The sequence below is a fragment of the Ignavibacteriales bacterium genome (genome assembly GCA_015709675.1).
Lineage (GTDB): Bacteria > Bacteroidota > Ignavibacteria > Ignavibacteriales > Ignavibacteriaceae > H2-BAC3.
This window is the reverse complement of sequence record CP054182.1, coordinates 2389864-2415552: the sequence shown is the minus strand read 5'-3', so window position 1 is coordinate 2415552 and position 25689 is coordinate 2389864. Positions and strand designations below refer to the sequence as shown.

The following is a 25689-nucleotide window of genomic DNA, read 5'->3' as shown; positions in this document are numbered from 1 at the left end:
CCTTCTGACATAATCAATTCCTTGAAATTGAACTGCATAAAATTTATCTTTGCCACCATTATTTATAAAATTTAGGAGAAATATGTATGTCTCATGAACCAATACATGCTGAAAAATTCGAATTTAAAGCCGAAGTCCGGCAGTTATTAGATATTCTTGTCCACTCACTTTACTCATCACGGGAGATTTTCATACGGGAACTTATTTCGAATGCAAATGATGCGCTTGATAAGGTCCGGATCCATACCCTGACTAATGAGGAAATGAACGGGAAGAACCTCCCGCTTGAAATCAGGATTTCCTGCGATAAAGACAAAAACAAGCTGACAATCGAGGATACCGGTATCGGTATGACCCGGGAAGAACTGATCAATAACATCGGAACTATTGCCAAATCTGGCACTGCTGAATTTATCAACCAGCTAAAAGAGAGCAAGGGGGACACCGGAAATCTGATCGGCCGTTTCGGTGTCGGGTTTTATTCAGTATTTATGGCAGCATCAAAAGTCCAGATTACCACCCGCAGCGTTACTCCCGGTGCGGAAGCGGTAGCCTGGGAGTCAGACGGGCTCGGAGAATTTACCGTAGGAGAGTCTGATGAAAAAATCGAACGAGGTACCAGAATTGAAATCTGGCTGAAGGAGGACACTAAACAGTATTCAGAGGTAGATACAGTAAAAAGTGTCATTAAAAACCACTCCAATTTTATCAATTTCCCTGTTTTTGTGGAAAAAGAGAAAATTAATACCCTCCCCGCACTTTGGCTTCAGAGCAAATCTTCCATCAAAAAGGAAGACTATCAGGAGTTCTACAAATTCCTGACATATGATTCAAATCCTCCCCTTGATGTAATACATGTTTCAGTAGATGCACCTCTGCAGTTTAATGCCCTGCTTTTCATACCTGAAAAGAGCCTCGATTTCTTCGGTATGATGAAGGAAGATATGGGGCTGGATCTGTACGTACGCAAAGTTCTGATTCAGCATAAGAATAAAGATCTGATACCGGAATACCTTGGATTTATTAAAGGCGTGGTTGATTCAGAGGATATTCCTCTCAACATCTCCCGTGAGACTCTTCAGGAAAATGCCAATTTCAGCAGAATCTCAACAAGCATTACCTCTCAGATTCTTAACCACCTCATCAAAATGGCAAAAGACCGGCCTGAGGATTTCGCTAAATTCTGGAAAGAACATGGCAAGATCTTTAAGCTGGGTTACCAGGACTTCATGAACAGGGAAAAATTTGCTCAGCTTCTGCGCTTTAATGCCAGTTACTCCGATAAAGAAGAGGACCTGACCTCACTTGAGGAATATGAATCCCGGATGGTAAACAACCAGAAGGAAATCTTTTTCATCACTGCCACAAGCCGTGCTGCACTCCTCAAGAACCCTTTTCTGGATACTTTCAGATCGAAGGGCATACCGGTCTTGTTTGTTTATGACCCGATTGACGAGTATGTGATTTCCAGTATGTTTAAATACAAGGATTTTACTTTCAAGGCGGCAAACTCGGCGGATTTTGATTCTCTGAATAAATTTGACGATATTAACCCTGAAGAAAAACCTTCTGTTGAAGAACTCTCTAGAGAAGATAAGAAGCACCTAGACAGCATCCTCGAAAAATGGAAGGACAGCCTGGGTGATAAGGTAAAGAAGGTAATTCTCTCAAAAAGACTGAAAGAAAGCCCTGTGGTGCTCGCAAGTGAGGATGAGGGAATGTCTTCGGCGATGCTGAAGATGATGAGAATGAGCGGTCAGGATATCCCCGTTCCTCCGAAGGTACTTGAAGTTAATAAAGATCACAAACTCATCAGAGAAATGATTGCTATTTATAAGCTTGATAAATCTGATGCACTGCTTCAGAGATACTTTGACCAGCTGTATCTGATATCAATGCTTTATGAAGGCGAGCTCAATGAATCATATCAGCTTGTTGAAAAGTCGTTCGATCTGATGACCGATGCAGCCGGCTGGTATCTGAAAGGCAAAGATTCCAAATAACGTTCCCGTTAACAAAAAGAGGCAATAATGAAAATAGTTCGTGAGATCCTTGCTAAGAAAGGCAGTAGTATTTACTCACTTTCCCCAGACGATACCGTCTATGAAGCACTCGTACAAATGGCAGAGAAGAATGTCGGTGCACTGCTTGTACTGGAAAACGGTCAGCTTGCCGGTATTCTGAGTGAGAGGGATTATGCCCGTAAAGTAATACTTACCGGCAAATCCTCCCGTGAGACTACTGTCAGGGAAATCATGACAACCAGAGTTCTTATTGTTGATGATAAAACTAATGCTGAGGAATGTATGTCTCTGATGATTAATAAACACATCAGACATCTTCCTGTGGTGACTGATGGTGTTTTGCAGGGCATCATTTCAATTGGAGATGCAGTAAAAGCCGTCATAGAAGACAAACAGGATACTATCTCTGAACTGGAACGATATATAGCAGGCTGATAAAACTAAAAAGGGTTCCTGAAATCAGGAACCCCTTTTTTCATTCCATTAACGGATTTTAACCGTTACCGTAATTTCTTCCATTGATGAACTGCAGGTAGTTCCTTTTCCATCACTTACCGTGAGCAGTACTTTGTACGTTCCTGGTCTATCAAAGTAATGATACACTTTAGAACCAGAAAGTCTGATTCCGCCTCCAAAGTCCCAATTATAATTTAGAACATCCCCATCAGCATCACTGCTGGCTGAAGCATCAAATAAAACCTGATCATGTGCACCGCCGGTAAATACCTCAATGCTTCTGAATGAAGGAACTGCAGCAGGACTGCTGTTAACCGTCACGATCATTTCATCCGAGGCCTCCGAGCAAATGGTACCTTTGTCATCGGTTACTTTGAGAGTAACTTTCTCAATTCCAGGTGTATTGAATACAGTTTCTGCTTTTATTCCTTCCGCTATCAGGGTCGTGCCTGAAAACCATTGAAAAGTTAATTTATCTCTGTCAGGATCATAGGACCCTGAACCATCGAGAATAACTTTTTCACCAGGGCAGACAACGATATCTCTCCCCGCTTCTGCAACAGGTTTGTTATTTACCACTATCTGTTTTATAGTTTTATTCTGACTGTTTGCAAACTTTTTGCCATCATTTGCTACCAGCGTAATTGTATATGTACCCGGCAAAAGATAGCTGTGTGTAAATTCAGTTTTATTGGTAGTAAAACCATCACCTAATTCCCACTCATAAGTCAGTTTATCATTATCAGCATCTTTTGACGAAATTGCACTGAGACTCACAATTTCTCCGGCACAAACAAAGTCCCTGCTGATGATTACCGGTTCCGGAGTAAAATTAATATACGCTTTTATTGCCGCAACTGCTGTATTATTGGAAAGACTGGTGTTATCGCGTACGGTAAGTGTTACTGTATAGGTACCACCCTGCGAATATTTATGACGTGCGTTTACGCCGCGTGCTTTGTTGCCGTCACCAAAATCCCAGTCATAGGAGACAATAGAACCATCGGCATCAACCGAGCGGCCTGCGTCAAAAAGGATTTCCTGCCCGATACCTGAATAGACATCATTGCCTGCATCTGCTGAAGGAGGTGCATTGATGACGATAATTTTTTGAGCAGTCGCAGATTTACACTCAGTGGTTGAGTTCGTAAAAATTGTCAGGGTTACCGTATATTTGCCTTCTTTTTTATAGATATGGCGCCCTACGTTCTCAGTTGAGACCGTCCCGTCACCGAAATCCCACTTCACTCCGGTAATCTGATCATTAAAGGTGTTCGTTCCTTCAGTTGTTAAGATAAGCTCCTGATCTCTCGGGTAGATGAGAGGAAGTGAAAAATCAGCAATCGGAGCATCAAATACCTGGACGATCAGTTCATCAGTGTGAGTATTATCGCACTGGCCGATCAAATCACCTGTTATAGTTAATCTGACGTTATAGGTACCGGATTTTGTATATATATGTGTCGGATTAGGTCCGCCGCCGGTAGACCCGTCACCAAAATCCCACAGATAATTATTAACTACTCCGTCATTATCCTTTGACTTTGAGCCGTCGAAGCGTACAACAGAATTCAGGCAGACAATCTGATCATCACCTGCAAACGCGACCGGAGACTCAATTACGGTTACCGATTTGGTTACGTATGTTGTATTACATGGCAACCCTGAGTCATCTTCAACTTTCAGACGGACAAGGTAACTGCCGCCAATTTTATATATTTTGGTCGGGTTAATTCCATCTGCACCCGTACCGTCACCAAAATCCCATGTATAGCGTAGAAATCCTCCTTCAGGATCACTTGATCCCGCACCATTGAACCTCACTACTTCACCTGCACAGACGGTGATATCTTCACCCGCAAAAGCTACCGGAGGTTCGTTAATTTTTACTGTAATGGAAGAAGTTGAAACAGAATTTGGAAGACCTAAACCGTCATCAACGGTCAGAATTACCGGATAAGTTCCGCCCTTTGTATATTCATGGATTACCCTTGCTCCTGTCTCAATTTTGGTGCCGTCTCCAAAATTCCACGTAAAAATCAGAGGGTCACCATCAGGATCCGTTGAAGCGCTGCCGTCAAAGATAAGCTTTGATTCACAGGTAAATATATTGCTCCCTGCCCGTGCCGTAGGCGCAGAGTTAACTCTGATAACAACAGTATCAAAAGCATTATTGTTTATAGCGGCCGAATTATCTTTAACCTCAAGCACAGCGGTATAAATACCCGATGCACTAAAAGATCTGGTTACAGTTGAACCAGCAGAGATATCTGTTTCATCTGAAAAACTCCATATGTATGAATCAATTTTTCCGTCCTTATCAAAAGAACCGAGTCCATCAAAGATTACGTTAAGACCTGGTGCGGTAACTATATCTCTGCCAGCATTTGCAACCGGTCTTTCGTTAATGATGATTTTAACTTCGTCAAAATCAATTGCATTGGTCTGCTGGGTATTATCTTTTACCGTGAGACGGGCATAGTAAATACCCGGAGAAGCGAATGAATGCTGAACAATTGCTCCGGAGGCTGAATTACCATCACCGAAATCCCATTTGTAATCTGCTATCGCTCCATCAGAATCGAAAGAACGGGAACCGTCAAAACGAAGCACCTGTCCTGGTGCACCTAACAGATCAGGACCGGCATCCGCAACCGGTTTAGCATTTACTACAAGTTCAAACTCTGATACCGAGGAATTATTTATTGTTTTTGTATCATCAGTAACTGTAAGACGAACCTTATATACACCCGGTTTTTCATAAAAATGCTTTGGTGCTGCTTCAGTACTGGTTTTGCCGTCTCCAAACTCCCAATAATATTTGAGAACCTTGCCATCCGGATCACTTGATGAGGTTCCGTCAAACTGAAACTCACTACGGGTGATAACTTCATCATTGCCGGCAACAGCGACTGGTCTGGAGTTTACGATAACCGTAAGAGTACTGGAAGATGTATTTGAGGAGGTTCCGGAATTATCAATAACAGTGAGAGTAACCTGATACCTCCCGGCTTTAGGATATGAATGAGCGGCTTTTACACCTTTTGCTTTATTTCCGTCTCCAAAATCCCAATGATATTCAGTAATAAATCCGTCTGAATCAGTTGACTGGGAGCCGTCAAAAAGAAGAGTTTCATTTTCTGCAGCAATTTTATCCGGACCTGCTTTCGAAACCGGAGTACTGTTAACAATCACAACCATCTGGTCACTCTCAGTACTGTTTTTTGCACCTGCATTGTCAGTGACTGTTAAAGTAACGGTATAGGTGCCGGGATTTGTATAAGAGTGTGACACATTCACTCCCTCAGCAGAACTGCCATCACCAAAATTCCAGGAATACTTTGAAATCTGGCCATCATCATCCCTGCTGCGGCTTCCGTCAAAACGAACCTTTTCACCCGGCGCAGCACTCTGATCCTCACCTGCGTAAGCAACTGGTTTTACATTCACCCATACTGAAAAATCAGTTGAGGCAGTGTTGCAAGGACTTGTTGAGTTATCAGTAACTGACAATCTTGCGCTGAATCTTCCGGTTCTCTGGTATGCATATTTAACTGATTTACCTTCCCGCTTTGATGCATCACCAAAATCCCAAAGGTAATTTTTCAGACCATCATCTTCATCATATGATGAACTGCCGTCAAAGATGAACTCTTCACCAGGGGCGAGAACAACTGATTCCTGAAAAATTGCAACCGGCGGTTTATTAACTTTAACTTTAAAGAATGTAATACTGCTGTTAAAATCAGATTTAGAGTTATCACTTACAACAACGTATGCATCATAAATCTGCTGTCCGGCATATTTATGAACTACCCTGTTCCCTTCTCCGAAATTACCATCACCAAAACTCCACTTGAAGGAAAGTTTGTTATTTTCAGCATCGGTTGTCTGAGAAGCATCAAAAACAACTGAATAGCAGTCTGCAACATAATCAAACGTATAAGCCAGTTTCGGAACGGAGTTCATTTCAGCAGGATAGATCGGACAAAGAAAAGGGAGTTCCTGTCCATCCTCAGCAATGACCTTAAATGTTGCATCATTTGGTGACTCCCCGCCCTGTCCAAAAACAACCGAAGCTCCTCTTCCATCTTCCTCTTTAACCAGACTAACAGTGTTTGATGCCCATACACCGTCACCAGATGATTTAAGAGCAATATCCTGCCGTAATGCAGTTCTTAGTCTCAGATCAGCACCAGCAGCATCAAAATCCTTTATCTCTAACGATCTGACTCCCTCCGGAATTCTGAATCGTAACGCTGCACTTCCGTCTTTTTTCAATAGACGGATGGTGGGTGAATAATTAAGAACCTCTACCCTCTCAGCAGGTGTATTCAGCAGTTCTGAAGTACTAACATATATATCAAAGACGTTTCCGTTAGTTCCCTCTCTGCCTTCTCCTGTAAAACGGAAGTAGTAGTATCCATTAATAAGAAAACCGTCAGAAGGCAAAAATGAAGCAAACGTCATCCAGTCATTATCGGCAATGCCAGATTCTCCAAATGCTTCGGATTTTAGTATCCTTCCGGATCGCATTGCATTTTCATCCGCTTCAGCAGTAAATAATCCTTCGAGCGGTTCAGTCTGGCTTCCTCCTGAGAAGGTAAAAAGAGTTTTTGTATTCCAGGGAGCGGTTCCCTGAAAATCATTCATACCGCCGCAATCAATATCAAATACGCGAAGATACAGTTTGTTACGATAATTTTCCGGAACGCGAATAATAAATACTTCACGATAATCATCATCACCTTCTTTAGTCTGGGTTCCGGTTCCATAAGTAATATATTTAATGCTTTCCTGCGTAAATATCTCCGGTGAGCAGAAAACTACAAATAAAAAGATTGCGAGAAATAGTTTTTTAAATAAAATCATTGTCATTTCAGTTTGTACTCTTTGAAATTGCCAAAATAGTCCTCCAGAAGAACAGACCTGAGAATTAAATCCGTATTAGTTTTTGCCCGGACCAGAAATCTGCCCTGATACATTCCTGCCGCATCATTATACAGCAGTGTCTCTGAAAATACATCCTCTCCGGCGGAATAGATAAGTTTGGCTGTCCGCTTTAAGCCTGAAATATCAGTAGCAGCTATGGTAACGGTAATATAACGGTCTGCAGGCACTTTTAGCGGAGTCATGTTATAAGCACCCAGAACAGGTGCTTCAAGATCAAGATATATATTCCGTCTGATAACCATGGTTCTGCCATTTGGAGCAACAGCAGTCAGGTCAATCTGATTCTGACCCGGCCTGAGTTCGGTACGGTACGAAAATGTTTCGCCATTAATAACTGCCTCACCAGAAGCAACTTCAATAGTTCTGACATTATTGCAGGAGCCTGTTATTTCAAGCATTTTTTTATTGGTAAATTGAGGAGGCTCGCTGCTTAACGTAATAACCGGCTGCACATCATCAAGAACAAACCGGTCGGCAAATACAGATCTGTGGCCGGAACGGCTAACTATAGTAGTATAAAACGAATCTGCCCTGGTAAACTTTTGAAGAGTGAATGTGAATTCCCCGTTTTCATTACTAAAGGTCTTCAGGTGGTAATTCTGAACCGTTGATCTGAGCAGAACCTGAGCAGAGGCGTTTGTTGTTCCGCGCAATACGAATTCAGAAGAAGGGATGATATAACTGCCACTCATATCTTTAAGTAAAGACGGATCAAATTGCAGAGCTATAACTGAATCAACTTCATACTTGATTCTGAGTGTAACGGAATTTTCTCCGCCATTAGGATTAACTGCCTTAACAACTATTGAATTATTACCTTTTGTAAGTTTTACAGGTAATGAGAATGAACCGGTATTCGGGTCAACATCAACTTTATTACTGTTGATTTCGATAGTATTCGCAAGATCGGTAGCTCCGGTAACAAGAATTTCATCTTTATCGGTAACTGTTTCATTCTGCGGACTTTGGATGGTTAAGTAAGCATAGGTTGTCTTCGATTCAACAAACAATACTGAGGGTTTAGTATATGGCCCTGGAAAACCATCGGCATCCTCTGCGGACACCTGCCAATAATAGACACCCGGCTCAAGCGTCAGTTTATAGGAAGTAACCGTCAGAGTTTTAGATGTAAAAACAGGATTATTAAAATCCTTATCAGTTGCTAACTGAAACCAGTATCTTCTTGCACCGGTTACGGGATTCCATGCAAACGAGATTGTATCAGCAAGATACTTGGCATTATTCTCCGGGAATTTTATACCTGGTGACGGAAGCAGGTTCTTTGGATCCGAGACACTACCATTATCACTAACCGTAGAACCCTGATTTTCTTTAACAACAACTGATTTACCCTTGCCTTTCAGTGCGATCTCACCATCATAGTTGGCAATCTTTGTTGATTTCTCTTCTTTTTTCAGAAAAAATGCCTTGGAATTTACCTCAGTTTCCGCACCCGGAACTGATACCTTGAAATCTTTTTTAGGTGATTTACCGGAAAGGAATGCAAATGCATTTCCTTTTTCGAGTTTCACTTCAGACTCAGATTTATTCTGAAGCAGATCAACTCTTGCTTTCTGTATCACCAGCTGTGAGTTTTCGCTCAGTTTTATCTTACTGTTATCCTGAAAGAGAATCTCGGCAAATGAATTTGAAAGAGTTCTCAGACGGTCATTCTCAAAAAGTTTTGAGCGCACAGGGGCATCTTTCCACAACGGATCTGCGGGTTTCTTGGATTCAATCTTTCCTTTTCCGCTGGCAACGGTCGCGTCTGATGTTGTTTTGCTTTTTGATTCAGCAAGTTTTTTAGCCTCTCCGGCCTGCTTCTCAGCAAGCACTGCTTTATCGAAACTCTTTTTCCAGTTACCGGCTTTTCGCTCAGCCAGAGCCTCATTATAGAGTTCAATAGCCGTATTAATGCTTTGTGCAGCAAATGTTTTTGCTCCGGCTTCGGTTGCGTCATTGATTGCTTTAAGCGCTTTAGAAATCTGATTTTTCGCTTTCAGGATGGATTCAACCGGAATCACCAGAGTCATTCCCGGTTTCACCTGCTCCGGAGATTTCAGATTGTTGCTTCTGAGAATCTCTTCCCAAAGATCCGGATCTTTAAGATGTTCCCGCGCTATATCTCGCACGGTCTCCCCTGATTTCACCACAACTTTAATTTCGGACTGTCCGAAAAGAAGCACCCCATGAAAAATCATTAACACAAAAAATATTTGTTTAATCATTGTATGTCTGACATCATTAAAAAAAAGTCGTTTCCCGGTTTCTTTTAAGAAACAGGAATCGTAATAATAAATTCTGTAGATTCGCCTTCAACTGAAGCAACTGACAACTTGCCTTTATGAATCTGTGTTATAATATCATAACTGAGAGACAGTCCAAGTCCGGTGCCTTCACCAGTCGGCTTTGTAGTGAAAAATGGTTCAAACACTTTATCAATTACACTCTGAGGAATACCGGTACCATTATCCTTAATCCTGATTTCAACCTCCTCACCTGATTTTTTTGTAATCAGTTCAAGTTCGGGTTTATAACCTGATCCTTTCGCCTCACCTTTTTTGAACATTGCATAAAATGCATTTTCAAAAATATTAACCATTACCCGGCTGAAAGTCTGAGGATTGATATTTATCTTCTCAATGGAAGAATCAAAAGTCTTCTTTAATTCACATAAGAAACCAGAGCGGTTATTTTTAACTGCATTATAACCGTTATCAAGCGACTCGGCAAGAAGCCCGTTCAGATCAGTCATCTGGAATTCACCTGTATCTCCTCTGGAGTGCTCAAGCATTCCTTTTACGATATTATCTGCACGCGCACCATGTTCACCTATCTTGGTGACATTAGTTTTAATATCACCAAAGATTTCTTCAAGATATCCTGCATCAATTTTAGCGGGATCGGTTTTTACCCGGTCAATTTCTTCATGAAGTTCATCCACCAGGCCTGTTGTGAGTTTTGCAAAGTTATTAACAAAGTTCAGCGGGTTTTTAATTTCATGAGCGATACCGGCGGTCAGTGCACCAAGTGATGCAAGTTTCTGCTGCATTACAAGTTGTGCCTGCGTTTCTTTTAACTGTATAAGAGTTTTTTCGAGTTCAGTGTTTTTATCTTTTAACTCAATCGTTCTCTCTTCGACTTTAATTTCAAGTGTTTTACTGTATTCTTCAAGTTCCTTATTCTGGAGGGCTATCTTCTTAAAGCTTTCTTTAAGTGAGTGTGCCATCGAAACCAGCGTATTACCCAGAGTTCCAATTGCATCATTTGCCTTATACTCAACCTCAACATCAAAATTACCTGATGATATTGTCTCCGCAATATTGCGAAGTTTTCTGATTGGCTGACTGATAACGCCTCCTGAAACGAGTGCTCCTCCGATACCAACAAAAAGACCAAGAGCAACCAGTACCCACAGCGTGAAGGTCATTTTATCAACTGTAGCGTATGCAACATCCTCATCCTTTTCCGCGAATACCACCCAGTCAAGGTTTTCAGGGAAAGAAAAACTGGCAACTTTAACCTGCCCGTCCGGCGTTTCATAACTTGTAACACCGTTGGATCTGAGTTTTTGCGCAATCAGGGTTTTAATATCCTGAACAATTTTTAACTGAGACAGGTTTTCTTTTCCCTCAGATGCTATATTTTCACCCTCCCCGTTGATGATATACAGTTTCCCTGTTTTGTTAAATGGGTTATTACGCAGTCTGGCAAAAAAATCGTTCAGATTAATTCTGGCAATAAGAATACCTCTCGGTGCACCGCTTATTTTAATATCAACGATACACTCCATCAGCCATGTCTGTATATTCTGATTGTAACGCGGATCACTGAGAATATATGCCATTCCGCTCTCAGATTTCTTCTCAAGCATTTTGACGATATCTTCAGGGACTCCGCCAATCGCTCCTCTGTATTCCGGAGTATTTACCGAAATGGCAGTATTTGAGGACGGCTTAAATGCGGAGAGTGCATTCTGGAAATCACCGGGACTCATCTCAAAATAGACTCCGGTATAAACAAATCCTTCCACATTCTTAACAATCGAATTAAGTAATGCCTCTTTTTCTGCAGGACCTAAGGAAGGATTTTCCAGACCGGATTTTACGATTTCAAGCGGAGCCAGCCAGGTATTCAGCAGCAGATTATTTAGCTCTCCTGCTACCGCACCTGTAGTAGATATCAGTTCATTATTCGTACTGCTCTTAAGTTCTTCATCAGTCATGGAAATCATGACATAACCTGAAATGAACAGAGGAATAATGGAAGTAAGAATAGCGAAAATAAATAACTTCTTCTGCCAGGAAAGATTCATGGTAGTACTGCCTTCTTTTACCTTAAATAAACTTTGTTTTAACGTTTAATGACATTCAATAGTCTTTCATCGCTGGATTCACCGCAAACCTTGCCGCTTCCGTCTTTTACGGTTAGTTTCACCTTAAACTGGCCAGGTTTACTAAAATAGTGGCTTACAACTGCCCCAACGGCCGAGTTTCCGTCTCCGAAATCCCAATGGTACTGAAGTGTTCCGCCATCAGGATCCTTGGATTTTCGTCCGTCGAACATTACCGCATCGTGAGCACCCCCGGTATAGACTGTTGTATACTCACCCGCGTCAGCTATTGGTGATGCATTAACATGAACAATTAATTCATCGGTAACCCTGCCTTCAGGTAACCCCGAATTATCATGAACAGTTAATTTTACAGTATATGTACCGCTTTTATTAAAAGCATACTGTACTTTCTCTCCCTCAGCAGTGCTGCCGTTACCAAAATCCCAGACATATTTCTGAATTGTGCCATCCTGATCGAACGAACCGCTTCCGTCGAATGTGATTTTTTCATCAGGACAAACAACCATATCAGGACCGGCATAACTAAACGGAGGATGATTAATGCGAATGATTCGTGATACAGTTTTAGAACTGTTTGACAAATCACGGTTATCCTTTACTGTTAAAGTAACTTCATAAGAACCGGGTTTAGTATAGACTGGTGTTACTGATGCACCGTTTCCTGTATTTCCGTTTCCAAAATTCCACAGATATGAGGAAATCGAACCATCTTTATCAAACGAACGGTCAGCCTTGAAAAGTAGTTCCTTATTTACTCCTCCCCATTCTGGTATATCAATAACCGGGACAGGTGCTTCGTTAATAACCACAAGAAGGGTATCCTGGCTGGTATTATTTGATAAACTCGTATTATCCTTAACCGTCAATTTTACGATATAAGTACCCCCGGTTCTGAACTGATGTCTGACCTGCAGGCCAGTTGCAGTATCACCATCGGCAAAATTCCAGTGATGAAAGACCACGGAACCATCAGCGTCATTTGATCGGCTTCCGTTGAAGACCACAATATCATTCACTCCTGCCAGCACGGGGTCACCTGCATCTGCCACCGGAGGATTATTCACTATAATATAATCAATCACGCTGGTTGATTCGCATCCTGAATTCGCATCAGTTTTCACGGTAAGTTTTACAAAGAATTTGCCATATTTATTATAGCTCTTCCTAACATTAATACCTGAAGCGGTTGTTCCGTCTCCGAAATCCCAAATATATTCAATGATTTTCCCGGTCGCGGTAGTTGACTGTGATCCGTCAAAAATAACCGCAGCGTTAAGTGCTGCAATTTTTTCAAATTTCATTTTTGCAACCGGAGCTGCCAGCACTGTCACAATAAGTTCATCTCTGCCCATATTGTCGCATTCACCGACATTATCACCGGTAACGGTAAGCAGAACACGGTAAACACCTGGTTTAGTATATACATGAGTAGGTTTTGCTCCTCCTCCAGTGGTTCCATCACCAAAATCCCATTCAAAATTATTAATCACGCCATCAAAGTCTTTTGAATTAGAACCATCAAAGTTGACAATCGTATTAGCGCAAACAGTCTGATCTGTGCCTGCATCTGCCGTCGGAGCTTCAGCAACAGTAACAATCATCTGGTCAATATCAGTATTGCACGGAAGATTTGAATCATCCTTCACTGAGAGAGTAATCTGATAGGTTCCGGCATCTTTATAGATTTTCGTCGGGTTCTGACCTTCAGCAGTGGTGCCATCGCCAAAATCCCAGAAGTATTTAAGCAGACCGCCATCCGGGTCATAGGAGCCGGAGCCGTCGAATAAAACAATCTCACCGGAACAGACAACTTTATCAGGCCCGGCTTCAGCAACGGGTGCCTGATTTATTTCTACTGTCATCGCGGAGGAATGAACAGAATTTTTCAGTTTCAGTCCATCATCAACAGTGAGTATAACAGGATAGGTCCCCGGCTTCCGATAGGTATGGTATGCTATCAGACCTGTATCCGCAGGAGAACCATCACCAAAATCCCAGATATAGAGTAATGGGTTGCCATCAGGATCTGATGAACCGGAACCATCAAAGCGAACGGTATTATCACAGGTAACCAGATCAGTTCCGGCTTTTGAAATCGGTTCTGAATTGATGACAACACGCAGTGAAGATTCCTGACGTGAATTGTTCGCTTTTCCGTCATCAACAACTGAGAGTGCAGCTTTATATGTACCGGGTTTAGTGAAACTTCTTTTTACAATTGCCCCCTTAAACACAGCTGATGTATCAGAAAAACTCCACTCATAAGATTGAATTTTACCATCCCTGTCGAATGAACGGCCAGCATCAAAGGTTATAACATCCAGAGGCGCGGCAATGATATCCGGTCCTGGTATAACCACAGGAGGGGCATTCACCGTGATAACCGCTTCGTCCATATCGAACGCTTCTTCATGCCCGGAATTGTCAAAAACTTTTAACGAAACCAGATAGGTACCGCTCTTCTCAAAAACGTGCGTTACAGTTTTACCCTCAGCTGATTTACCATCACCGAAATTCCAGAGATAGCGTACGACTGAACCATCGGAGTCCTTTGATCCTCCTCCGTCAAAACTCACAGATTCACCTGGTGCTGAAATTTTATCAGGGCCGGCATCAGCCACAGGTTTTGCATTTATGGTTATGGTAAGTTCATCTGTTGTTGAATTACTTGAAACTTTTGTATCATCAGTTACCTTCAGTGTAACTTTATACGTACCTGGTTTTATATATACTTTCTCCGGAGCAGCTTCGGATGAAGTAGTGTTATCACCAAAATTCCACAAGTATGCTGTAATGGTACCATCCTCATCAGATGAACCAGTACCATCAAGTTTTACGAGGCTTTTGGTTACGTATTGATCGGGGCCGGCTTTTGATACCGGGGGATAGTTCACCGTTACCAGCAGTGTATCTGTATGCAAATCAGAAATTGATGTAGAATTATCACGTACCGTAAGGATAACAGGATATTTACCCGGTGCTTTATAGGTGTGGGTCACTTTCTGCCCGTTTGCTTTATTCCCGTCGCCGAACGTCCAGTTAAAATCAATCAGTTTACCATCACGGTCAACAGATTTACCTCCGTCAAACTGCGTTACTTCTCCTGCCGCAACGGTTATATCAGGTCCTGCTGCAGCAACCGGCTGATCGTTAACTGTAACGACAAGTTTATCAGAAGCAGAATTATTAGTAACTTCGGTATTATCCGTCACAACCAGAGTTACAGTATATTTACCAGGCTTATCATATTTATGATTAACAATCAGCCCGCTGCCTTTATTTCCGTCACCAAAATCCCAGGTATATTGGGCTATCTCACCATCAGAGTCGGTGCTTTTGTTGCCGTTCAGAGTTATTTCCTGATTGACCGCGGCAATAATATCACTGCCGACATCAACAACCGGCTGAGCATTTACCCAGATTTTTAACTGATCGGTATCAAAATTACAAGGGGAATCTGAATTATCTTCAATTCGCAGAAAAACATCATATATACCCGGCTTAACGAAGCTCTTGCTGATATTCATACCCTCGGCTTTAGTACCGTCACTGAACTCCCACAAATAACGGACTATCTGACCATCGGCATCTTTTGAATCTGAGGCAGATAACTGAATGACCTCATTAGGAGCAATGATACGATCCTTACCAGCTTCAGCATCCGGAGGCACGTTAAGAACAACCGTAAAATTCTTTATTGAACTGTTCCCCACCTGACCGGATGCATCAGATACAATCAGTTCAGCCTGATACGTTCCGAATTTCTCATATGTATGCGCGATTCGTGTACCCTGTCCGGTTTTCCCATCGCCGAAATCCCAAAAGAACGATAAAGATTCACCATCCGGATCAGTTGACTTCGAGCCATCAAAGACCACGGTATAACAGTCGGATAGTGTTTTAATCAATTCAACGGGTATCGGACGTCTGTTAGGTTTGCGCACAGCAAATGGCAGGATAAAAGGTACCGGCTCATTATCCTTGGTAACAATATGAAAAGTTGCATCATTAGGAATTTCGCCTCCGCCTTCAAATTTCAGTGCGCTGTATTTCCCCTTTTCCCTCTGATCAAAAGTCATATTACTTTCAGCCCACTGGTCCTGTCCTGACGATACTATAGTCAGATTTGAACGGAAAGGTGTTTCAACAGCAACTTTACCGCCTGCCAGATCGAAGTTTTTGATAATAAGTTCATCAGTATAAACGGGCACCAGGAATTTCATTTCGGCGAATATTCCTTTGCCGGGAAGGCGCAGTGTGGGCGTGAATGTCAGAAGATCAGATCCTTCAGGCGCAATATTCCTTTTATCCTGCAGACTGAGGGCAACATCAAACAGATTACCATCATTCCCTGAAATACCTTCAACAACCAGTTTAAAGTAGTAGTAGCCGTCAATCAGTTCGCCACGGGAAGGTGAAAAATAAGCAAAATTAAACCATTTATTATCCAGAAACGGATCAGATCCGTATATACTCTCCTGAATAAGCACTCCGTTATTCAGAGAAACGGGAGAAGTGGATTGCTCTCTGATTGTCCTGTCTGAATAAACTCCGGCACCTCCATATAAAGCAAATCTGGTCTGTGTATCAAACTTATCAAAAGGAGAATCCAGCCCCCCGCCAATATCGGCATCAAAAATCCGCAGATAAACGCTGTCTTTAAGCGATGAGGGAATTTTAAGAAACAGTATCTGCTTAAAATCATCATCACCTTCACGGGTAGGAGCATTAGGTCCGTAGGTTACCAGAAAAATATTTTCCTGGGAGAGAGTTATGCCCGTTAAAAAGAGAAAAAAGAACGAAAGAGTGACAGCATGAGACCGGAATGAAAAAATCAAATTATGCTCTCTCATTGTTAGTTAAAGGTAAAATCTTTAGTCAGACCTGATGAATTCTGAAACGTAATCTTTGTGATACGAATTTTTCCTGAATAATCATATGGAATAAAAAATGAATCGGTGAATTTCTTAGTAACTTCAGAGAAACGCAAAATACCTGAGTAGGTACGATCCCCGATTGCGTATTCATATAATGCAGTTCTTCTTGTTTCATGCGAAACCCGGTCAACGGATACATTTACCTGGAAGAAGAGATCGGGTGCCGCATTCTGAGGCAGAAAATTTAAGGTAACCTTTTCCGGTAAAGCATTATCAAACAAGACTATCTTCTCAAGGGTGGATCTGTTGCCGGCTTTATCAAAGGCAGTCAGATTTATGTAATTATAGCCGTTAGCAAGCGTAATTTTCTCGGTAAAAGTCCGGGATGATATTTTTCTGCTGCTGCCATTGAGATATATAACCTCAGCATCATCAACTTTTACATTAAGACTGAGCTCTTCACTGAGCGAGATACTGGGGATTTCATCCAAATAACTGATAACGGGGGGAATAATATCTGAAAATACTGAAAAAGGATATTTCAAAGTATCACGAAGGTGAGTCGAAATCAGTAACGTAAAGGTATTATTGCCAGGTTTTAAGGGAACAATTACACCAAAATTACCTGTGATTGAATCTGACATAGTTCTGCAGGTAATATTGCCTTCTGCGTCAAATACCAAAATCTGAGATAATGAATCGGTCCGTCCGGAGAGCGGAAACTCAAGAAGATTGGTAAGAAATTCTGATTTGTCAGATTCTGAAATATCATTATTTAAATATAGCCGTGGTTTTTTCGGAGGAGCATAGTAAAACGTTCTGATAACAGTGTCAGTATTTGCGGCAAGATCTTTAAGAGAAAAAACAACATTGTTCGGACCTGGCTTAAGTACAAAGGACTTAGAAAACTTGCCTGAAGAGTCAACGCTGGTTTTCTCGTCGTTAATAGTAAGTTCAACAAAATTCTCTGTTTCTCCTGAAATCGTAATCTTGTCTGTTTTCAGAATTTCACCGGGCAGAGGTGAAAATACTGACAAATAGGGAGCAGAATTATCCGTTATTACCTTAAAAACGCGGGGTATGCTTCTCTGGCCTGGAAATCCGTCTTTATCAATCGGAGTTATTCGCCAATAATATACTCCGTCATTCTTTACATCATATATCCTGAACTCGTTAATTCCGATGTTATCCTGACTAAATATCAGATCAGTGAAACTTGAATTTTCATTTGCGATCTCAAGCCAGTATCTCTGTGCCCCCGGAACAGCGTCCCAGCTAAAGTTGATTTCATTTTTAATATCAGACTTAAAGACAGTAGTATTCTGCGCTGGAGATTTTAATGAAGTTGCCGGAAGCAATTCAGCATCATCACTCTTGGTTGTATTGGTTCCGATAATGGTTCCTTTATTTTCCCCGATAATAATGGTTTTACCATTCTGGTAGAGTTCAATGCTGCCGCCGTAGCTTGCTACTTTAAGACTGTTGCCGGTTTTATTGAACCAGAACCTGTCAGCATTAATTTTTGCTTCAACACCGTTTATATCAACACTGATTTTTTTCTTTTTGTTGCCAGAAAGAAGAGCATATATGTCTCCCTCAACCAGACTTACTTTAGATTCCTGCTTATTCTCAAGAACGCTTTTTCTCATTTTCTGAATAATCGCCTGTGAGTTAGCGTTCATGACCAATTTACTTGCGTCCTTAAATGAAATTTCTGCGAATGACTGCGAGAGGGTTCTAACCTTCTGTCCTTCACTTAGCTGGGATTTAATAGGTGTGTCTATCCAGATAAGATCATTATTACCCCTCCCCTGCACATTACCCATTTTCTGGCTTAACACTGCCTGGGTCTGTACATTATTCTTTTTCTTTGATTCATCAATTGCTTTGGCTGAAAACTCAATTGATTTTAATGCGCTCTGCACGGCCCCGTTCCAGTCACTCCGCTTCTTTTTCGCAAGTGCATCATCCATCAATTTAATTGCCTCGGCGATAATTTCAGGAGCGAATAGTTTGGCTCCTAAAGCCGTGGCTTCCTGAATCTTTTTCTGCGCATTCTTAATTTCTCTGCCGGCCGATGCAACCGCTGAGGATGGTATAACAAGAGTCATACCGGGTTTAACATCAGTGATATTCTTTAAGTTGTTAAGCTTAAGAATTTCGCCCCACAAATCTGCATCATCAAGATATTCTTTGGCTAGATCCCTGATACTCTGGCCTTTTTTGACAGTTACAGTTGTACCTTCTTTATTCTGACTGAATAAGAAAGAAGACAGAACGAACCAAAGAATAAAAAACATAAACCCTGCCCGGCTTTTCATCAGGCCATGGTCAGATTTTGTGGTTTACTGTTAAAATCTATTCCCGTAACTTCATATATCGTAATCGGCTTTTCTTTTCCCTTGACCTTAAGCGGCTCAAGTTTCTGAGTATGAATCCAACCGGTATCTTTTATATACTCAAAGGATTTTTCAGAAAGAATTGTCTGATAAGGGGAAGCAGCAGAGCAGAGTCTGGCTCCGAGGTTTACATTATCTCCCAGGATTGTATAGTCCATACGCTCCTCACTTCCCATTGCACCCATAACCATTTCTCCCGTATTGATACCTATACCTATCGCAATCGAACCCTCTGAGCGGAGTGCGTTAAGTTCTTTTATTTTTTCATGAATTTCCACTGATGCAAGTACGGCATTTTCCACCATTCTTTTCCCCTGAAAGACTGCAACCAGTTCATCTCCAACAAACTTATCAATATCACCGTTATATTTTTTTACGATTTCAGCCTGAGCTTTAAGGAATGTATTGAGCATTTCAATAACTTTTTCTGGCTGAACTTTTTCAGAGAATGCAGTAAAACCGCGAATATCTGAAAAGAATACAGTCGCAGTTTTTCTTTCACCACCTAGTTTAATTCCCTCAGTCTGTTCCTTAATTGCATTAATGGTCTGACCGGATACAAACTTCTGTAGTTCAAATCTTTCACGCAGACCCTCGATCATCGCGTTAATTCTGAGTCCGAGTTCGCTAACCTCATCTTTTGATTTAATGGGAGGCACCCGCAGAGAAAAAATACCTTTTCCGACTTCCTGAACTACTTCTCCGATTTTAATAATTGGTCTGGTAATCGTCAGTGCCAGAATAATTGCGCCGAAACTTGCCAATCCGAGTCCCAGAGTTACCCAGATTAACAGACTCTGAAACATTTTTGTAACAGCCAGATAAGCATCTGATTCTCTTCTTTCGGAGATTACTGCAAAATCAAGGTTCAGAGGAAATGAAAAGGCGCCGAGTATGGCTGTCCCATCAGGGCGGGTGTATGGTTCAACACCAATTGCACGGGTTCCTGTTTTAAGAAAGGAGAGTGCTGATGATACCACTTTGTAATCAGTAAGTACTTTTCTCTGGGGATCAAAAAGTTTTGATCCGTTTTTGTCAATCAGAGTAATCTCACCAGTCTTGGTAAACGGATGTTCAAGGAATCTCTGTTTAATTCTGTCAAGGTTTATGATTGCTGAGAAATATGTTTCTCTGCCAAATAATTTCTTTTTTAATTTAAAGATGATCTTCAGCATCCAAAGATCAGCCTCTTTCTGATAAATGAGATCACCGGAAAAGAAATCTTTGCCGTCAAGCAGTTCCCTGATTTTATCAGTTTCGAGTAATAAAATATCTGACGCAGAAAGATTTTTCTCTGACAACCTTGCGCTGATCTCATCCTGTGTAATTAATGCAGGATTAGCTCCCTCCACGGTGATCTGCATGGCGATTATATCGGTGAGATTTTTCGTGCCGGTAATTAAAGAGACTGTTTCTTCGAGTCCGAGCTGATCACTTTCGAGAGCGTTTTTAATAAGGACAAGGGGCGCTACCCAGGAATCTGTGTATGAATTATCAATCTCTTTGGCAAGCTGATCAGCGGTTGTGCTGAGCTCATCATTTGCTGCGCTCTTTAGCTCATCCTGGGTGATGCTTATCATAAAATATCCGGCCACAATAAGCGGCAGGATTGCAATCATTGCTGAAAAAAACAGCAGTTTGTTGCGTAAATTAAATTTCATACTGATTTACCGGTTTATTTGTTTCTTTTGATCATTAACATCGTTATATCATCAAACTGATCAGCGGTCTGCATATGCTCATAAAGAGCAGCATTAAGCTGTTTCAGGGTGTCTTCAGCAGAAACGATATCCTTTTCCAAAAATGAACGCAAACGCTCATCACCAAAAAGTTCATTCTGCGGATTGATGATATCGGTTACACCATCAGTAAACAGGAAGAGTGAGTCCCCCGGCTCTAAAGTAATTTCATTAGTATGGAACTCATCGTTTGGAAATAACCCGACAACAGGATCAGTAATTTCGAGTTCAGCGATAATCTTATTATTTCTTATGACGTAGGGCGGATTATGTCCGCAATTTACGTATTCAACTTTACCGGTAACGGTATCAAGCGTACCGATAAAAACAGTCGCAAACATATTAGCTGATTCATGGTTACGAATCACGTAGTTATGCGTCAGAGTTATGGTTTTTTCTGCTTCCTTTTCGGTGAATGATCCAAATTCACCAAACGCCCTCATCAGACTCCTGATAAGAGTCATAAAAAGAGCAGGGCCAACGCCTTTCCCGCAAACATCAGCTACCACGAACCCGATTTTATTTGGTGTCGGTAATTCATAAACATCAAAAAAATCACCGGCTACTTCTTTTGCGGGCGTAAATACCTTTGCTAAATCCCACCCCTCTGCTTTCGGTATATATGAGGGAAGAAAACTCTTCTGAATGGTCTGGCCAATCTGCAGTTCACGCTGTACTGACTGCAGTTTCTGTTTATTCTGTTCAGCGTTTTTCAGATTCTGTATTTCATTGAGCGTTTTGGTAACCGTGGCTTCAAGATCGGTAAAATCAATCGGCTTATTCACAAAATCGAATGCCCCGTTATTCATCGCGGTACGGAGATTTTTCATGTCACCATATGCTGATACGATAACAGTTCTGATCAGAGGGTATTTTTCACTAACCCTGTCAAGAAGTGTTAAACCGTCCATCTCCGGCATATTAATGTCGGATAGAACCATGGAAACATCCGGATGTTCCTTCAGGCGGTCAAGTGCCTGAAAACCATTCTGAGCAAAAACAAAATCAAGCTCCCCCGCACGGATTCTCCGCCTGAAATTCTGTTTCATAAGAATTTCCAGATCCGGTTCATCATCAACTACAAGTATCTTCGGCGGTATCATAATAACCTTTACTATATAAATTATTCTTTAGCTTTAAACAGCAGGAGTGCTTCTGCCACGGTTTCAGCAATGGTAAGCTTCTTATCAAGCTGTGTAAGGTTAAATGTATCCTTCATTTTGTCATTCAGATTCGTCAGGACAAGCGAACCGTTTAACGAAGTAATTTTTTTCCACCCGACAACCAAAGCACCCATAAATGTAGAATCAATAAAATCAACCTTCTCAAAATTGATGATAAGTATTCTGCATCCGTTTCCGATTTCTTCGAGTATCATATCTCTGAATGAACCGGCGTCATGAAGGGTAGCCCTGGATCCCTGTGGAGTTACAATAAGCAGCCTGCTTCCAGGCCTTCTGATATCATATAAAAGTGCTGACATAGTCATATTCTGAAACTTCCACCTTATTAACAACCTGCAAATAGACCTAATCCGTTGAGAATAACTGGCGTTATATTCTTCCGGTTAGGCAGAAAACACAATAAAATCAGATAGAATTTAAGAAAAAACCCTTGATTTTTATAAAAATCATGGGAAAAACTCAAAAAAAAAGCCGCCCCGGTCCGGGGCGGCTTTTTGAAAAAATGAAAATTATTTCATCATCATCATTTTTTTGGTCTGTACAAAGTTACCGGCTTTTATGCGGTAAATGTACATTCCGCTCGAAACGGGGACTCCGTAATCATTACGTCCGTTCCATTCAACAGTATAGTAACCAGCCTTATGATCACCCCTGACCAGGGTTGCAACTTCCCTGCCAAGCATGTCATAGATTTTCAGACTTACATCACTGTCCATTGGCAGACTGAAGCGAATCTGAGTGGTCGGGTTGAACGGATTCGGGAAGTTCTGGCTGAGTGCAAACTCATCCGGAATCAGGCTCGGATCGGTAATAACAAGCGGATTACCTGCCTGCTCAAGAATAATTGCATCCGCACGCAGTACGAATGAATCTCTCTTTGCAACGTTTTCAACGCTGTCTCTGTAATACCAGCTAACAGCGGCAGTATCATTGAGGAGCTGTACATAACCGAATACGGTACCTGAATTATGATAATCCTGACCGCCGCGGAGGAACTGGAATCTTCCAAGAAGGACTCTTCCTGATGCTCCAACCTGGCCGCCATTTGCTGTACCATTCTGGTTAACATAAATGGTATCAGGGCTGTTAAAGCCGAGGTGATGAACTAAATATTTAGCCATCGGAGATGAAATTGAAGAACTTGTCGGGAGCTGAACAAATACGTCAAAGCTGTCAATTTCATTTGTTGTGCTGCCCGGTTTGAACGGGATGTATGGGAACCATTCAACTGTTTCGGTTCCGTTAATCGGGTTGAAATAGATATACTTGATCAGACGGTTCTGGTTAGCACCACCGCTTCCGGTAATGCGATACCATTTGTCCATGTTGAGCGGATCCGGAGCGCCTGTCCATTCCTGAACTTCTGTCGGGAAGATGTAAGTCGTTGGATCAGTGTCATCAACGAGAATACCGGTACCTACACCCTGCCCTGCCAGTCTGACAGCCACAAGAGTATCAACAGGGTCATTGGTTTTGATAAAGATTGTATCAGAATAACTAATGATTTCATCCGGCAGGAAGTTGATTAATAGATTATATTCACCGTCAATAGCCGGCAAAGTAATCGGGAATGTCGGAAGATTAGCGATGCTATACTGAGTGCCATTCTTCATGTAAATAGTATCAACGCGCAGCGGAGTTTCTCCGTTTGAGCCAATTATAAAGTTTCTCTGGAAATTGAACTGCTGCAGACGAATTGAATCATAGATAGATACTGAACCGAAGTTAAGCAATCTGGTAGGATCCAGACTTGTTGAAACAGTCGGAGCAATAGGCACTAATCTTATGCGGAGAAGGTCAGCACGTAAAAGTTCAGTACCACCCTGAAGCGGGTTGGTGAATCTTACTGCAGTCGGACCGCCGCCATTAAGTTCGAAGACGGTGTTTCCGCCTAATCTGCCCCAGAAAACGCCAGAAATTCTGGAGTTAAATACAACGCGCTGAGTATCACCCAGTGCAGGATCCGGATTCAAATAGAACGGAGTTACAATGTCTGCTGTTACCTGCTGGGCAGCATTTGATGATCCGAGCGGACCTGAATATTCAAGGAAGTATTTTCCTGAGAGTGTATCCGGGACCTGGAATCCATAGTATACTGCGATATTAGGATCTGAACCGGTGTTCACAATGGATCCGATATTACCGCCTGGTATTGGATATGGATAAGGTGAAGGAGTGGAATTCAGGAATGTACCGAGTGTTGAGGATGTACCGCTATTGTTAGGCACGTTCCAGTGAGGTTCGCCGCCGGTTGTACTTGCATTAAGAATAAAGTTATAATTAATACCCGTACCGATACATGGCAGCAGAGCTTCCGGTTCTTCAGCATCATTGCTGAGGATTTTCAGAGTGTCGTATGTGGTTTCTTCACCAAGAGGAGAGAAGCGAACAGTAATGTTTGCTTTTCCTCCAGGAGGAATGTTTATCGGGAAAGCAGTTGTGACTGAGTAACGGGTTGTCTGTGCAACATAACCTGTAACTGTAAGGGTCTGGCTGCCAAGGTTATAGATTGGCACAACTTTTTCAGAATAGAAACCATACTTAAAGGTGGTTTCAGGGAAACCAAGAAGTGAACGGTCACTATAAAAATTGTGTACCAGAGTGGTTTCCTGTGCAGGATTGGTGAATACTCTTGAGAAACGGCGGGCACCAAACTCAATATCAGGGCCGGCTTTTCTGCTTCTTACAAAAGCAAGACCATCCACACGGAGGGTATTTGAACCCAATGAGTCAAGACCAATTTCAACTGTGATCGAACTATCCGCAGCGAATGCCTCAATAATTCCGAGGGGAACCCATGAGCCCCAGCCATCAGGAGTATTATTAAGCGACATATCATATCTGAAAGAATCTGCGATTGTTCCTTCACCGAATCTCTGGAATGTAACATATGCATTTTTGGTTGCATTTCCTGAGTTCATGTGATGATAAATCAGATAATGATCTGAAGTCTGAAGAGATGCATAATACTGAGCACGTGCGCCGGTATTATTGCCAGAACCAAATCTGCTGGCTCTTCTATGATTACCGCCGAGATAAATTGATGAGTTATTCGAATAGAATCCATCATTTGCACCCGGTGTAATCGGAACAGTAGGAGGAAATTCGCGGTATGTGGGGTCATTCATTAATGTACCCGTGGTACCCACATTATTGTCTGATGTATTGTCAAAATACAGCACATCAGCACTGTCAAGTAATTGCTGCGCTTCTGCTTCTTTGGCAGGTATTGCCAGAAGAACCAGAAGGAAAGCAATAAACGGTATCTTTTTGAGCATGTAAGCCTCCGGTTATTTAGTTATTGGAACATATAAAGTATCAGAATTACGCCCGATAAACCGGTCTTCACCGGTAGGGGTAATATAATAATAAACCTTAAAAGTATCGGTAAAAGTAACTGAGAATGAATCAACAAACGTGGTAGTTGTGGTAGTCGGAATCAGGGGGAAATAACGGTTTGTTTTTGCTAGGGTTGTGCGATAAACCTCAAAGTTTCGCAAATTTTGTGTTGAGGGGACCCCCCAGGTAAGCGTCACTTTAATTTTTCCTGTTTCCGTTGTATCAGTAATTGCCGCCAGATTTATGGGAACCGGGACCCGGGTAAAATGCGTTGGTTCAACCACTGCTTCAGGAGCGTCACAGCCCGAAACCAGCAATACCAGAAATAAGGGTAAGAATACTATAAATTTTTTCATCGTCA

At 41.8% G+C, this 25689-nt stretch carries 12 protein-coding genes; 2 read left to right on the top strand and 10 right to left on the bottom strand.

What is annotated here, in order from left to right; all coding sequences use genetic code 11:
• The first annotated feature begins 86 nt into the window (after positions 1 to 86).
• Both htpG and HRU80_09035 read left to right on the top strand, forming a co-directional pair.
• Positions 87 to 2003 carry a molecular chaperone HtpG gene (gene htpG, locus HRU80_09040; protein QOJ29017.1) on the top strand — a complete coding sequence of 639 codons (1917 nt, stop codon included), beginning with the start codon at positions 87 to 89 and terminating at the stop codon, positions 2001 to 2003.
• 27 nt (positions 2004 to 2030) lie between these two features.
• On the top strand, positions 2031 to 2459 hold the full coding sequence (locus HRU80_09035; GenBank protein ID QOJ29016.1) for a CBS domain-containing protein: 429 nt from the start codon (positions 2031 to 2033) through the stop codon (positions 2457 to 2459).
• 48 nt (positions 2460 to 2507) lie between these two features.
• Here the strand turns inward: HRU80_09035 and HRU80_09030 are convergent, their stop codons facing one another.
• The 10 genes from HRU80_09030 to HRU80_08985 all read right to left on the bottom strand — a co-directional run bounded on the left by HRU80_09030 (position 2508) and on the right by HRU80_08985 (position 25684).
• A complete protein-coding gene (locus HRU80_09030) occupies positions 2508 to 7352 on the bottom strand; it encodes a PKD domain-containing protein (GenBank protein QOJ29015.1) in 4845 nt (1614 codons plus the stop codon).
• 2 nt (positions 7353 to 7354) lie between these two features.
• Positions 7355 to 9661, bottom strand: coding sequence for a FecR domain-containing protein (locus HRU80_09025; protein ID QOJ29014.1), 2307 nt, complete (start codon positions 9659 to 9661; stop codon positions 7355 to 7357).
• Between the two features lie 44 nt (positions 9662 to 9705).
• Entirely contained in the window at positions 9706 to 11748 is a 2043-nt protein-coding gene (locus tag HRU80_09020) for a HAMP domain-containing protein (protein ID QOJ29013.1), read from the bottom strand.
• A gap of 38 nt (positions 11749 to 11786) precedes the next feature.
• Entirely contained in the window at positions 11787 to 16628 is a 4842-nt protein-coding gene (locus tag HRU80_09015) for a PKD domain-containing protein (GenBank protein QOJ29012.1), read from the bottom strand.
• Between the two features lie 17 nt (positions 16629 to 16645).
• The gene (locus HRU80_09010; protein QOJ29011.1) at positions 16646 to 18967 is read right to left on the bottom strand and encodes a FecR domain-containing protein; all 2322 of its coding nucleotides are present in this window, start codon (positions 18965 to 18967) and stop codon (positions 16646 to 16648) included.
• Positions 18968 to 18987: 20 nt separating this feature from the next.
• Positions 18988 to 20727: a HAMP domain-containing protein gene (locus HRU80_09005; GenBank protein QOJ29010.1), complete on the bottom strand. Its 1740-nt coding sequence runs from the start codon at positions 20725 to 20727 to the stop codon at positions 18988 to 18990.
• 14 nt (positions 20728 to 20741) lie between these two features.
• Positions 20742 to 21908, bottom strand: coding sequence for a SpoIIE family protein phosphatase (locus HRU80_09000; GenBank protein ID QOJ29009.1), 1167 nt, complete (start codon positions 21906 to 21908; stop codon positions 20742 to 20744).
• A 20-nt stretch (positions 21909 to 21928) separates the two neighbouring features.
• Positions 21929 to 22288: an STAS domain-containing protein gene (locus HRU80_08995; protein QOJ29008.1), complete on the bottom strand. Its 360-nt coding sequence runs from the start codon at positions 22286 to 22288 to the stop codon at positions 21929 to 21931.
• A gap of 210 nt (positions 22289 to 22498) precedes the next feature.
• On the bottom strand, positions 22499 to 25267 hold the full coding sequence (locus HRU80_08990) for a T9SS type A sorting domain-containing protein (GenBank protein ID QOJ29007.1): 2769 nt from the start codon (positions 25265 to 25267) through the stop codon (positions 22499 to 22501).
• Positions 25268 to 25279: 12 nt separating this feature from the next.
• A complete protein-coding gene (locus HRU80_08985; GenBank protein ID QOJ29006.1) occupies positions 25280 to 25684 on the bottom strand; it encodes a hypothetical protein in 405 nt (134 codons plus the stop codon).
• Positions 25685 to 25689: the final 5 nt, after the last annotated feature.